Origin of the sequence: Streptomyces sp. NBC_00335 (assembly GCF_036127095.1) — a bacterium.
Taxonomy (GTDB): domain Bacteria; phylum Actinomycetota; class Actinomycetes; order Streptomycetales; family Streptomycetaceae; genus Streptomyces.
Genome location: NZ_CP108006.1, coordinates 8,593,589 through 8,605,973, shown reverse-complemented (window position 1 = coordinate 8,605,973; position 12,385 = coordinate 8,593,589). Strand labels below are relative to the sequence as shown.

16 protein-coding genes are annotated in these 12,385 nt (G+C 69.8%); 9 read left to right on the top strand and 7 right to left on the bottom strand.

Annotated elements, in window-relative coordinates; all coding sequences use genetic code 11:
* Positions 1-132 precede the first annotated feature (132 nt).
* Positions 133-1,392, bottom strand: coding sequence for a DUF2716 domain-containing protein (locus OHA37_RS38995; protein WP_266914003.1), 1,260 nt, complete (start codon positions 1,390-1,392; stop codon positions 133-135).
* 156 nt (positions 1,393-1,548) lie between these two features.
* Here OHA37_RS38995 and OHA37_RS38990 point away from each other — a divergent pair, with 156 nt between their 5' ends.
* The 3 genes from OHA37_RS38990 to OHA37_RS38980 are packed head-to-tail and all read left to right on the top strand — an operon-like array spanning position 1,549 to position 2,281.
* Positions 1,549-1,785, top strand: a complete 237-nt coding sequence (locus OHA37_RS38990) for a hypothetical protein (protein ID WP_266914001.1) — start codon at positions 1,549-1,551, stop codon at positions 1,783-1,785.
* Positions 1,782-2,054: a LexA family protein gene (locus tag OHA37_RS38985; RefSeq protein ID WP_266913999.1), complete on the top strand. Its 273-nt coding sequence runs from the start codon at positions 1,782-1,784 to the stop codon at positions 2,052-2,054. The genes OHA37_RS38990 and OHA37_RS38985 overlap by 4 nt, the downstream gene beginning before the upstream one ends.
* Positions 2,051-2,281, top strand: coding sequence for a hypothetical protein (locus OHA37_RS38980; protein WP_266913997.1), 231 nt, complete (start codon positions 2,051-2,053; stop codon positions 2,279-2,281). Before OHA37_RS38985 ends, OHA37_RS38980 begins: the two co-directional genes overlap by 4 nt.
* A 60-nt stretch (positions 2,282-2,341) precedes the next feature.
* On the opposite strand, the gene OHA37_RS38975 is transcribed toward OHA37_RS38980, so the two are convergent.
* Complete coding sequence (locus OHA37_RS38975; RefSeq protein ID WP_266913995.1) at positions 2,342-2,689, bottom strand: hypothetical protein; 348 nt, start codon at positions 2,687-2,689, stop codon at positions 2,342-2,344.
* A gap of 406 nt (positions 2,690-3,095) precedes the next feature.
* On the opposite strand from OHA37_RS38975, the gene OHA37_RS38970 reads away from it, so the two are divergent.
* The 3 genes from OHA37_RS38970 (at position 3,096) to OHA37_RS38960 (ending at position 6,156) form a co-directional block, all read left to right on the top strand.
* A complete protein-coding gene (locus OHA37_RS38970; RefSeq protein ID WP_266913993.1) occupies positions 3,096-3,650 on the top strand; it encodes an RICIN domain-containing protein in 555 nt (184 codons plus the stop codon).
* A gap of 1,595 nt (positions 3,651-5,245) precedes the next feature.
* Positions 5,246-5,653 carry a peptidoglycan-binding domain-containing protein gene (locus tag OHA37_RS38965; protein WP_266913991.1) on the top strand — a complete coding sequence of 136 codons (408 nt, stop codon included), beginning with the start codon at positions 5,246-5,248 and terminating at the stop codon, positions 5,651-5,653.
* Positions 5,654-5,706: 53 nt separating this feature from the next.
* Positions 5,707-6,156 carry a peptidoglycan-binding domain-containing protein gene (locus OHA37_RS38960; RefSeq protein ID WP_266913989.1) on the top strand — a complete coding sequence of 150 codons (450 nt, stop codon included), beginning with the start codon at positions 5,707-5,709 and terminating at the stop codon, positions 6,154-6,156.
* A 140-nt stretch (positions 6,157-6,296) separates the two neighbouring features.
* On the opposite strand, the gene OHA37_RS38955 is transcribed toward OHA37_RS38960, so the two are convergent.
* Positions 6,297-7,223 (bottom strand): hypothetical protein, encoded by a 927-nt coding sequence (locus OHA37_RS38955; RefSeq protein ID WP_266913987.1) that lies wholly within the window; start codon positions 7,221-7,223, stop codon positions 6,297-6,299.
* A gap of 423 nt (positions 7,224-7,646) precedes the next feature.
* On the opposite strand from OHA37_RS38955, the gene OHA37_RS40940 reads away from it, so the two are divergent.
* Positions 7,647-7,931 carry a mycothiol transferase gene (locus OHA37_RS40940; protein WP_443046278.1) on the top strand — a complete coding sequence of 95 codons (285 nt, stop codon included), beginning with the start codon at positions 7,647-7,649 and terminating at the stop codon, positions 7,929-7,931.
* Positions 7,910-8,563 (top strand): hypothetical protein, encoded by a 654-nt coding sequence (locus OHA37_RS38945; protein WP_266913985.1) that lies wholly within the window; start codon positions 7,910-7,912, stop codon positions 8,561-8,563. Before OHA37_RS40940 ends, OHA37_RS38945 begins: the two co-directional genes overlap by 22 nt.
* 528 nt (positions 8,564-9,091) lie before the next feature.
* Here OHA37_RS38945 and OHA37_RS38940 read toward each other — a convergent pair.
* From OHA37_RS38940 to OHA37_RS38925, 4 genes are all read right to left on the bottom strand, one after another.
* Entirely contained in the window at positions 9,092-9,484 is a 393-nt protein-coding gene (locus tag OHA37_RS38940) for a CPCC family cysteine-rich protein (RefSeq protein WP_266913983.1), read from the bottom strand.
* Positions 9,481-9,783, bottom strand: a complete 303-nt coding sequence (locus OHA37_RS38935) for a hypothetical protein (RefSeq protein ID WP_266913981.1) — start codon at positions 9,781-9,783, stop codon at positions 9,481-9,483. Before OHA37_RS38935 ends, OHA37_RS38940 begins: the two co-directional genes overlap by 4 nt.
* Before the next feature lie 66 nt (positions 9,784-9,849).
* Positions 9,850-10,326 (bottom strand): hypothetical protein, encoded by a 477-nt coding sequence (locus OHA37_RS38930; protein WP_266913979.1) that lies wholly within the window; start codon positions 10,324-10,326, stop codon positions 9,850-9,852.
* Positions 10,327-10,398: 72 nt separating this feature from the next.
* The gene (locus OHA37_RS38925; RefSeq protein WP_266913977.1) at positions 10,399-10,995 is read right to left on the bottom strand and encodes a hypothetical protein; all 597 of its coding nucleotides are present in this window, start codon (positions 10,993-10,995) and stop codon (positions 10,399-10,401) included.
* Between the two features lie 944 nt (positions 10,996-11,939).
* Between OHA37_RS38925 and OHA37_RS38920 the strand changes: the two genes are divergently transcribed.
* Entirely contained in the window at positions 11,940-12,239 is a 300-nt protein-coding gene (locus OHA37_RS38920) for a hypothetical protein (protein WP_266913976.1), read from the top strand.
* Positions 12,240-12,385: the final 146 nt, after the last annotated feature.

Genomic DNA, 12,385 nt, shown 5'->3' with positions numbered 1-12,385 from the left:
GCCGTACTTGGCCCGTCCGGCCAACTACACCGCTCAGCTCGTGCCGCGGCGACTGAGGCCCAGTAAGAGATCCTGGGCTGTCGCTGTGCCCGTATCCCGAGTTGAGGGAGACGCAACGCAGGGCCGATACCGTCACTCGCGGTGCCTGATCGGAGTTCCAAGGAGTTCGGTTAGGTCCGCCTCGACGGCCGCAAGCAGCGTCGGTCCCCAGACGGTCAGTGTCTGTTCCCACGGGTGGCCGAAGATGCCCAAGCGCAGGTCTTCGGTGATGTGGAGGTAGTAGTCACCGTTGGGGAAGGTGCCCTTGCCGGGTCGGGGCGGCCGGCCGGGGACGTCGGTGCGGCGGGGGTCGTAGCGGTAGCCGTCGTGATTCCAGTCGAGCCAGTGGATGAACTCCCCGGGCTCGGTGGCGGTGAGCAGTCCGCGGTGGACGATCGCGTCGAGCCGTTCGGGGAGGTCGGGGACGAGCCGGTGGTGGGAGTGCAGGTTCCAGACCGCGGAGGGAACGGGGTCGGTGATCGCGGGCCGGTAGGTGGTGCTCGGCTTGAAGTCGAAGTCTGCGTAGAAGCGGTCCCACAGAGGGCCGTCGTCGTGGAGCCAGTCGAGAAATTGTGCGGGGCGGGTGGTCTCGGGGCTGCCCGGCGGGCTCCAGTGGTAGGAGCGGACGGTGGCGGCCTCGGTGAAGCCGGCCTCCAGGAGGCTCTCGCGCAGGGAGCCCCCGGCCTCGGCGAGCAAGGGGTGCCCGAGCCAGGCGCTCTGGCGCCAACGGTCGGTGCAGGCTCTGACGAAGTCCGGATCATCGCTGGTGAGGCCACCGATGAGGGTGAAGGGAATCTCATCGCCGTGCGCCCAGGCGACCTCGGTGACAATCCCGTCCCTCAGCAGGACCTCGATGAGGACGTCGCCCTCGTCCGAAGAGCCGTCCGCGATCATTTCTGCGTACGGTGCTGCGTGGGGGCCGGGGGAACCGACGGCGATCTCCCAGGCCCGCTGGGCCTGGTCCCGCACCCGGTACAGGTCGTGCACCCCCTCCCTGGGCTCCGCCACGTCAACGGGCTGCTCGCGGGGCAGCGGGGCGGCGATCAGCACGGAGCGCTCCCAGCCCGGGGTGAACCCCGCCGCTGTCAGTTCCTGTCCCAGGTCGGGCACGTCGTGCCCGTACACCTTCCACTCCACCGGCTCACCGCGCTCCGCGAAGGCGGTCTGCTGGCGTCGCACCAACGCGGCGGTGTCCGTGCCGGGGCCGAGGGGAGCGTGCTCAGCGGTGCCGTGCGTGCCGTAGTGCCGGCGGACGACAGGCCCGTCCGCCTCGACGACCACCCCGACCGGATGCCACGCGGGAACCCGCCCCCGCAGCCCCTCGTACATCGCCCACCATTCACCCAGGTCCATGATCAGGAGCCTAGACGGGCCCCGCACGGGCCAAGTGGAACGCTCAGGGGCCAGTAGACCGCTCAAGGGCCAACTTCAGCGCTTAGTCACATCAACGGCGCGCCACTCAGAAGTGTCGCCTTGCCTCTAAATTCGAACATGTGAGCTACTGAGGAGATGGCTCCACTTTTCCCCCACGACCTGATCCGCCTCCAGTACGAGTGGATCCGCACCTACGAGGCGCTCGCCCGGCTCGCCCCCACGCAGGGCGCCACCGGCCTGCGCCGCCGGCTCATCGAACTGTCCGAGGAGCTGGCCGCCCACCCCTACTGGGCAGCCCCCGGGCGTTTACCCGCCACGCGCGCCGAGCTGGTGCGCCAGGCCCGCGAGTACGGCTGGGAGGCGGCGGCATGATCCGGCTCAAGGCCCGCGGACTCCTGATCCTCGAATCGATCTCCAGCTACATCGCGGTGCACGGCACGGGCCCGACGGTCCGGGAGATCGGGGTGATGGCCGGGCTTTCGAGCACCTCCTCCGTCGTGTACCAGCTGGCACAGCTGGAGGCGGGCGGACTGCTGGTACGGGGGACGCGGTCCTGGAGCAGCGTGGAGCTGACCGGCTCTGCGCGGCGCCGCCTCGCCGCCGCGCAGAGCGCCACAGCTACGCAGACGCCGTCCGGATGACCATGTTCCTGGTCGTCCTCCAGCACACGGAGGGCGGCACCGCGACCATGGGCGAGTGGGCAGTCGAGGACACGGCACGGCGTACCTACCGACGATGGCTCGGGTTGTACGGGAGCCAGCCCACCGCGGTCATCCAGCTCATCGAGGAAACCGCCGAGGGACGTCAGGTGCTGCGGATATGGACCAACCAGGGCGAGACCGTTGAGGAGCCCGAATCGCGTAGTTGAGCCCGCCAAGGTTCGGTCGCCTGACCACCCAGACACCTGGTCAGGCGCTGCGGCGCCGCTTTACCGTTGAGGCCGTCTTCTTGGCGGCGGGTTTCTTGGCGCTGGCGGCAGCTCGGCCGGCTTCTTGGCGGCCGTCTTCTTGCTGCTGGGCAGCGGGTGCACGGTGCCCGCCTCGCCGAGGGCCGCGTCCTCCTCCTCCTCCTCCTCCTCCTCCTCCTCCTCCTCCTCCTCCTCCTCCTCCTCCTCCTCCTCCTCCTCCTCCTCCTCCTCCTCCTCCTCCTCCTCCTCCTCCTCCTCCTCCTCCTCCTCCTCCTCCTCCTCGGAGACGACCGCGTCGGGGACGGGCATCTGGGAGGCGGAGCGGATCTCGTCGGCCGGACGAATGACCGCCGAGGGCGTCGGCGACATCGTCAGCCGAGCTGCCCGTCGCGCAGGCCTGCTCCGCCCCGACGAGCCCCCGTCCCGCAGGTACCTGCGGAGTCAGCCACTGCGCCCCGACCCCTCCGTGATCAGGAACCCAAGCCGTTCGGCACTTCCGCGCACACGGCGGATTCACGCCTACCGGGCCTGCGGACGGATTGTTTCGCCGCCGGACCGGGGCAGCGCAACAACCGGTGGCCTGCGAAAACTTGGGGTGCAACGGCCCAGCCGAGCGTTCGAGTCCCACTCGGCGGGGCAGCCAGACGTCGATTTCGCCCCCGCACCCGGGCCACCGGGGTGACCCGCGGAGAGCTGAAGCTCTTCAGGACAGGGGGCGCCCGGCCCGTGAAAACGTGCCGACCGCCAAGCAAGTCCTCCTACCGGAAGGAATCCCATGGTCGCCAAGAGCTTCACCCGCGTCGGAACCGCGTTAGGCGCGTTGTGCGCCGCGTTCGCCTTCGGTGCCGCGCCCGCGCACGCCGGGACGACGGCCTCGTACGGGCCCTACCTGATCGCCAACAACGTCACCGGCAAGTGCGTGGACATCCCCGGCCTCGGGGCCGGCCCTGTCAACGGCCCCGTGAACCAGTACACCTGCGACGGCTCCGCCAACGACAACCAGCGCTTCTGGTTCGACCACCAGGCCACCACCTCAAACGGCACAGCGCTCTACACGATCCGCAATTCCAAGGACGGGCTCTGCCTCGACGTACCCGACTACGGCAACGTCCCGGCCGGTGCGAAGGTCAGCGAGTACTGGTGCCGGCCGAGCGGCGACAACCAGCTGTACTGGCTCTCCACCCGCCCCGACGGCCACAACTGGCTGGTCAACTACGTCAGCGGCCTCTGCCTGGACGTGGACGGCGTCCGTACCGGCGGCAACGACGCCCGCCTGACGCTGTACTACTGCAGTGACACCGACGACCACCACTGGCAACTCCTGGCCTGACCCACACCCCGCGCGCGAGGCGCCGTTCGCATGGGTCTCCACGCGAACTGTCTTCGGGAGCGCTGCGCCGCGACCTCTGTATACGGCCTTGGGGACCAGCGGGGCATCGGTCAGCGCTGCGGCCGCCCCCGCCCCGCTGGTCCCCATGGCCGGGGAACCCTGCACGGCGGCCTGCAGCCCTGTGGCGACCACGCCGGAGGCGCCCGAGCGCGAACGCGACCAGTCCGAGGACAGCTGTCTCCCTGGTAGAGGCCACCAGCAGGCTGACGACGGCCGCCGGCCCCACGGATCCCACCGGCCCGGAGGGATCCCCCTCGGCGGCGCCGTCTCCCACCACTCTTCATGCCTTTGCCTGCCGCAGGCCGGGCCGAAAACTGGTGGACCTACTCCAGCCCCGGCCTGCGGGTACCAGCCAATCGCGCACCGGTTTCCTCCACCAACTTCTGGTGGCCGGTCTGGTGGGTTCGTGGGCCCCGCAGACCTCCAAGCCCGGAGGGCGCCCCGACCACCATCACTCACCATCTGCATGCCTCTACTTGCCGAAGAACAGGGCCAGTGCTGGTCACCGACCGAAACCCCGTGCGCCGCTGCCGACGCGCACCTTCTCGCTGGCGGCGCTGCCACTCAGGACGGGGCCGGCGGGGTACGGGCCGATGTGGGACAGGTCAGCTCCCGGCACCCCGGACAGGGACGTCCCGGACGGCTCCCCTCTCCTCGCCTCGCCTCGCCTCGGGTCCTCTGGGCGACGCGGGCCGACAGGCTGGGGCATACCCCGCAGTCCTGAGCAGATGTAGTCGCAAACGCTGCCTCTCATAGTCCGGTGCGCAAGGTCCGTCGCTGGTCGGGCAGACACCGCCCAAGCTCGTACGGCCCCTCGGTACAGCCGCAGGGAACCTCCAGGTCGCCCTCGCGTTCCCGGTCGTTGAAGGCGGCGTCGCCCCGCCGGAGTTCCGTTTTCTACAAGACTCGCCGCGGGGAACTCCATCAGACTCATGCCGCGTACCTCGCCGAGCCGCCTTCTCCCCTCCATCGGTCGGGCCGGCAAGTGCACCTACGGATTCGCTCAACGCTCTCCGCCAGCACCAGTGCTCCGGCTTCCGTCGGATCCACCCAAAACAGACCCATGTGAATCCAACCTGAGGTGGCTCCGCCATTCACCAGGGCCGGCGGCAGCGTAAGGAACCACGCCAAGCCGGGGCGAACGGCCCCCTGGGTGCGCGTCGGACCAGGTTCGGTGGGGCCAAGTGCACCTTTGAGGCGAACGGATCGAAGGAGACCACGAGCATGCGTATGACAAGACGGCTCACAGGAGCCGTCGGCGATGTCGCACTGACCGGCGGTCTACTGATCCCATCGCTTCCCAGCGCACCGAAAAGGACCGTCGTACCGGCGCCGAACGGCGGCACTCCCCGGACGGGGTCGGCGGGTGGTACAGGACTTCCTCAGCGCCCACCTACCGTCGGTCGATCTCGTCGACAGATGCCCTGCGCAGACCAGCCGCATCGCACGTACAGCGAACGAGCTCCTCCCTGGTTACGGGTTACGAGAAGCCACGACCAGTTGCACACAACGATGACTTACAGGGGGAACCACCCATGCGCATCCGTATTCTCGCGGCGACCACCACCGCCGCGGCCGCTCTGCTGGCCGGTGTTCCGGCCACAGCCGCAGCCGCACAGCCTTCCGTCTCCGCTGCTGCTGCCGCCTGCTCCATCCACTGGAAGAACAGCGGCGGATACTCCGGATTCACCGCGGACTACAGCTGGGCCTGGAACACGGTGGTCGGGCAGGGCGCCACTGGCAACAGCGTCCGTGAGATCCAGTGCCTGGTGAACAACCACGTCTCGTACAACGGGCCGGACCTCGCCGTGGACGGTGACTACGGCACCGCCACCAAGAACGCGGTGCGGACGCTTCAGGCCAACTGGAACCGCGACGTGAGCCCCATCAGCGTCGACGGCGTTGTCGGCCCGCAGACCTGGCGCGTCCTGCGATCCGCCTGATCCGCACCGCACCGGGAATTCCTGACAGAAACCGAGAGAAGCGAGGAAGAACAGTGCGTTTTCCCCTTACGAGGGTCCTTGTATCCGGCGCTGCGGTCATCGGAATCGCCACCGCCAGTCTCGCCGGCGGCGCAAGCGCGGGCTTCGCGGCGTCCCAGCCCTATGTCAAGCCCGTGGTAGGTGTCCAGACCGCCTCCGTCCTGGCGGTGAACAACCTCGGCCTGACCACAACCCAGGCCAAGCACTGGCAGTGCTGGCTGCGTGGGTGGGGTTTCAACCCTGGAACGATCGACGGCCAGCTGGGCACCGACAGCTGGAAGGCGGCCCAGAGGTTCTTCAACTACTACGACGAATACGTCGACGGAAGGCTCGTCGTGGACGGCGTTGTCGGGACCGGAACAGTCAAGGCGTTGCAGAACTGGCTTGGCGTCGGCATCGACGGGGTTGTCGGAACCCAAACACGGGCCGCTTTCGCCAAATTCAACAACACGAACTACTGCTAGTGCTGCGCCCCGGTGCACCACTGCGGTCAGGCACTGGCTAGGACTCTGCCGACATCGTGGCGGGGTGCTGGGGTGGCGGTTCGAAACTCACCAACAAAGCCACGAGGGCCTACTCCCCCGCGCGCGCGGCGATGAGGTCTTCATGCACGGGTGCCTCCGGCGCTCGGGACGTCGGCGGAGGAACCGGCCGCGGGACGGGCAGGGTCCGCCGCTGAGTGGGTGACCGCGTCGGCGGACAGGGTGCGGGCCGCCTCTTCGAGGTCCGGGTGCGTCGCGGCCACGCTGCGCAGGATCCGCAGCAGGGACTGGGGTTCCAGGGGGCGGCCGTTGACGGTCGTGAAAAGGTGGCCGGTGTCGGGGAGGGCGGCCGCGCGCTGGGGCAGGTACTCGTCGATGGCGCGGACGCCGTCGTGGTGTACGGGCTGCAGGCGTGTCGCGTCGCTGGCGGCGTTCTTCTGGGGGACGTCCCAGGTGGTGCGGTGCTGTTCCTGGTGGCGGCCCCTCAGCCGCATGGCGGCGATCTGGCCGGGCCGCAGGACGTCGGCCTCCGAGCTCCGTCCCCCCAGGTAGTGGTTCAGGCAGAGGTATACGAGGGCCCGGGCGCGGTGCGGGCCCTCGCGCCGGGTGCCCTGGTAGCGGTCGGCGGCCTGGGCGAGCCAGCGGCACTGGTCGGGGGTCCAGAGCTCACGCCCGAGCAGCCCGGCGGCGAAGTTCCCGCCGCGCTGGAACTGCAGCGACCTGGCGGTGCCGATCGGCACGAGACCGGGCCCGCCCGCGCCCGCCGGGGTTTCGAGCCAGCGGTAGAAGGACCGTACGGCCCCGCAGGCGTCGCGCGAGCGGGCGGCGCCGGCGTAGCCGACGGCCCACTCCTGCAGGGCCGCCGGGGTGGGCCGGAGGTGGAGCTCGGGGTTCGGCAGACCGCTTTCGGCGCCGCAGCCGACGGTGAGCCAGTGCAGGACGGCCGGCCGGTAGTGCTCGACGGCCTGGTAGCTGAAGTGGCCGCTCGCCTCGGAGTTCGGCCCCGCCAGCCATTCCTCGACCAGCCCTGCGGCGACGTTCTGATCCATCACACCGAATTTGCGGTTCGGCCCGAACGAGGGCGCGGCAGGCTTCGTAGGGGCGGTCGGGCCGAACTCGTCGGGCTCGAACTCCGACTCGGGAGCGCTGTCTCTACTCGGCCACTTTGGGCAGGCCAGCGGCAGTGAGCCGCTCAAGACCGGCATGCAGCTCGGCCTCGCCGACCTCGTCACCAAGGCGGCCTCGGCTGAGCCCGTCGGGCGAGAGGTAGTACGCGGAGCCCACCTGCAGGAGATCGGGCGACGACGAGTTCCGGCCCGCGCCCGGCGAGACCCTGGCCGGGCTGCTGGCCGACTACGAGCTGGTGACCGGGCAGAACGACGAGTCCGTCGCCGGCATCGCCGACCTCGGCCAGGGCGTTCCCGTCCCCCGGGGAGTGCCGTGGTTCCCCCGCCGACGTCGAGGAGTGGTCGGTGCGGTGGGTGCTGCTGCACCTGATCGAGGAGACCGCACGCCACGGCGGCCACGCCGACATCATCCGCGAGATCCTGCACGGCGCCACCCTCTACCTGCTGATGGCCGCCGCCGAGGAGTGGCCCGACCCGTGGTTCGAGCCATGGTTCGAACCACGGGAGCCCGCCGCGCCCGCCGGCTGTGGGCTACGGCCGTCAGAAGTCGTGCCCCATCGGCCGGATACGGTCGAGGCGCTCTTGCGGACCGGTCCTACGCTGGAGGCATGGCCACCGATCCCTTGTTGAGACAAGGCCCCGACTCGACGGACCTGGTCCTGCGCGTCGGCCCGGCCGGGCGGGCGTGGAACGTGCTGACCTCGGCGGGGCCGGCGCTGTTCATCCCGCTCGTTCTGGGCGTGCCGACCCTGCTCGTCGCCTTCTGCATGGCGCTGGCCGGGGCGCGGGCGTCGACCGTGTTCCTGGTGGTGGGGGTGATCGCCGGGCTGGAGTACCTGCTCGGCTGGCCGGCGATGGCCCTTTCCCGGGCTCGGGACATCCTGCGGGTGGAGTTCGCGCCGGCCGGGGTGCCCGCGTCTCTGCGGTTGGTCCGGGCCGCCGGACCGGACGACTGGCTGCCCGTCACGACCCTGAGCGAGGTGCAGCTGACGCACACGGTGGTGGAGCCCTACCAGGGGGACCACAAGCCGGCCGTCTCCACGCTCACGCTGGAACTCGTCCTGCGGGACGTCCCGGAGCGGCTCGACCCGCTCCCGTTCGTCGGCGACCCGCAGCGGCTCGCCGACGCGCTGAAGACTCTGCTCGGCCCGGCTGAGGTCGTGGTGGAACTGCGCACCGAGCGCAGCACGCGCGATCGGCCGCAGCCCAACTCCGGCTGGACCTCCGGCGGTTCGGCCTCGGCCAACTCAGGTGGCGGCTGACCCCGAGCTGCCCGTGGCGCTCCCCCGATGTCGAGCCGCCGGGTCGGCTCGGCCGCAGCCGGGCCTCCGGCCACGTCACCGCGTGGTCGAACAGTGCCACCGGCCCCTCGGCGTGCGTCCACGCCCGCCCGTACAGAAGGCCGCGGAACTCCCGCCCCCCACTTACGGTCGGCGACGTCCCCGGTACTTGAACCGCTCTTGGATCTCCGCCGCATCCTCGTACGGTGTCCTGCGCCGCTCCGGGTACCGCTTCACGCACGAAGCGTCCACGATGCCAGCTGCCCGGCCAGGCCTCCCACGGCACCGCGAGCGGGTCCTCACCCAGCACCCGGCCGACGTAGCGGACCGTGCAGATCTGCACCGCCATCTCCAGCCGGTGCGCGTCCATGATCGATCTCGGCGGCACTCTGTACCGCACCTACTCACACCCGGCCGACGGGACGACGCGGCAGCTAAGGGGCAAGTCGCACGCGAGCAGATTTTCGACGGGCTCCTCCACCGACTTGACGAACAGGCCGGGTGACGACGTCACTGAACGGGACGCCAGAATCCGGTGCTTCGATATCGCCACCAGTAAAGGACAGTGCGGTCGTCAGGCCAGGCGGCCAGTTGCACGGCCTTGGGCTCGAAGTGGTCACGGTCGGTATCAATGGGGCGCCAGCTCGGGTCCAGCGGCTCGTCGTCCTCGGGATGCCTAACGTGCTCCAGGGATCGCTCGTCGCATGCGCCCCAATCCTGGAGGTTCTGCTGGGCCCCGATCAGCGAAGGCCGGTTGGCGCCACCTGAGTAGTCCGGCCAGCGCAGCTGGATGACGTCGTCCTCCCAGAAGCAGACCGGGCAGATCTGATACGAGCCGGGCCCGTCGTTCATCGTCAGGTGGCCGCAGCACACGCAGGGGTACTTCAGGATCACGTCCGTCATGCCTCCCACAGGATCCCGTACACCTTACGGAACCCCGTGACGTCCGCCAGCAACTCCACTTTCTCCGGGTGCGTCATCCGCTCGTTGTACTGCCGGAACGCGGTTTGCCAGGCCGCGGTCATCAGGTACGGCACCAGATGTCTGTTGTGCTCTCCCTCGGCGTCCAGGCCCTGACTGACCAGGTCCACCACGGTCTCGAACGGCAGAGCGGCGAACGCCGCGCGTTCCTCACGAGCCTTGTGCTGGTCGACGGCGCGGTGATACTCGATCGCCTCGGTGAGTAGCCGGTGACGGTACACTGTCACTCCTTCGCCTGTCTCCGCCGGTCGTTTCGCCGGCGGCTCTGCGGATGGTTCGTGTGGGGCTTAGAGGTCGGGCAGGATCCGCATCCCGGTCTTGTCCAAGAGCGTCACCGACACCGTCACGTCGCTGCCCGGCCTGTACGCGTCCAGCGGCCCCGACTCCACTGGGATGACCTGCGGCTGACCGGGCTTGAGCGTCGCGTAACCGTCCTTGGCCACCGTCTTCCCCGGCAGGTGCGCCGAGTCGTAAGTAAAGGTCGCCGACCACTGGACGTAAGTGGTCTCCGCCTCGGGCGCGGTCAGCGTGAAGACGGTCCCGGCGGTGGTCGTCTCGCCGGTGGTGATGCAGGTGACCGGCCCGGTCGCCACCTCCCCGTACACGTAGGTGAACGGGAAGCCGGTCGGGTCGGCCTGCGCCTGCGCAGTGAAGCATCTCGGCGAGGCGGCTTTGTCGTCGGCGCCGGCGCAGCCGGTCAGCACGGGAACGGCCAGGAGGAGCGCCACGGCGGCCGTCGTCGTGGTGGTGGTGCGGTGGATCATCGGGGTGGTCTCCTGCTCGGGGATTGTGCGGCCTCGCCGGATTCGCGCCGGCGAGGCCGCACGGGCGGCGCCTTACGGGCAGTTCTCTTCGGTCTTGACCGTGTCGAACACGACTCGGCTGGTGAGGTCGTGAGTTCCCGGCTTCGGGGTCTGCGCGCAGACCTTCCAGTTCCGGTCAAGGACCTGCATACGGCCCGCGCCGGTGGCGTCGGTCGAAGACAGGATGTAGAAACCGGCGGCCTGCGCCCCGTCCTGCGCGGCCTGGAGCTGCTTGCCGACGAAGTCGGGCAGGGTGCCGGTCGCTGGGGCCGGAGCGGGGGCGGGGGCCTGCGTGGTCTGCGCCGGCGCGGGGGCGGGCACGGGGGCCGCAGACGTAGCGGCCGCGGCCGCGGGCGCGGTCACGGTGACCGCGGGACCGGGAACGGTCTCGGTCACGGTGACCGTGGGCCCCGGAACGGGAACTTCCTTGCGGTCGGGGGCGGCTATCGCCCCGATGACGGACAGCAGGACGAACGCGCCGAACAGCCCGCCGCAGCCCACACCGACCTTCTTACCGGTGGTCCACGCCTGCTTGGGTGCCGGTGAAGGCCCCCACGCGGGCGGCGGGGTCTGGGGGCCGGGCTGGTACTGGTTCTGGTTCTGGTTCTGGTCGTACGGGTGCTGCGTCACGTTGAGGTTCTCCGTGCTGGGAAGGTGTGCCCGCAGGCGGGCGAGGATCGGGTGCCGGGGGTGCTCGGGTGGAGCGCTGGCCCCGGTACGGGCCGCTCTCACCGGCGCGCGGGGTGAGGCGGGCCAAGGCGGCGATCGCGGCCGCGTAGTCGGGCTGTTCTGCCCGCTCTACCCGCACCGCCTGTACCCGCCGGTTGGTGTGCTGGCGGAGTACCGAGGAGAGGTTACGCGCTGGTCCTGGCACGGTTTGCCGTCGGGTCGACGCCTGCCTGAGGGCAGCGGCCACTCCGCGACCGGCGGCCGCGATCCGCTCGGCGGCACGGCTCACGACCCGGTACAGATAGGCCTTCGCGTGGGCGTCCCAGCGCTCTTCTACCCGAAGGCCCTTGAACGTCCGGCCGATGTGGGGGCGCAGCACGAGGCGCCCGAAGTGCCGGTGACCGGTCCCCGAATCCTCGCGGCTCTCCGCCCGGGAGATCAGGTCTTGCGGGACACCCACCGAGGTGATCTGGGAGGGCCGCAGCCAGCCGCCGCCGAGGGTGTCGCGCACGGCGGCCAGGAACCGGCCGTAGTCCCGAACCGTGTCGTCCATCTCCGCGATCCGCTCGGCCCGGTCCGCGTAGGCGCCGGGGGTCCCGGCGTTGTCCAGGATGCTCGCCGTGGTGGTGAGGTAGTCGGAGAACTGTCCGAGCTGGCCGACGCCGCGTGTGCGACGCGCCCCCGCCGGGCGCTGCATCCCAGCCGACCCAACCTGCCCCGGGCGGTCCGGACAAGGCTGTTTATCGGCGGCGGCGGCCGGGATCCCGCCAGAGAGACCCGATCCCGTAGTTGTTTCACCGCCGGAACGGGCCAGCGCAACAACCCGCCGGGCTCACAGACTCGCTACTGAACCCGCCGCGTCCGCCGACGTGGACCGCGGACGCCACACGAATCTGGAGAGTCTCGTGAAGAACGGACCAGCGAACACTGCTCTGCGCAGGACGAGCACCTCTGCCGCACTCGCCCTGGTGCTCGTCCTTGGCCTCGGCGGCGCGGCCAACGCCGCCCCCACGCCGGCCAAGCCCACGATCAACGCCGCGCAGGCGACGAAGGCCGCATCGGTGCGGTGGTACTACATGGGCAAGTACCAATGGCACGTGTGCAACGTGTACGGCATCTACTGGATGAGGACCGGTCAGATACGCAACTACCAGTGCCTCATGTACAACCAGTGGACGATGTCCCACATGCTCGTCCTCATGTGAGGCGTCACCCGTCTTCAGGGCAGACCGCCGGGGGCAAGCCCTGCTTGGCGTCCTGCCCTGAAGAACGTATTAATTACTTGTAACAGACTTGGCCCACCACTTCCCCGCCCGCGCTCTACCAAGGTCCGGTGCCCAGAAGTGCGGCG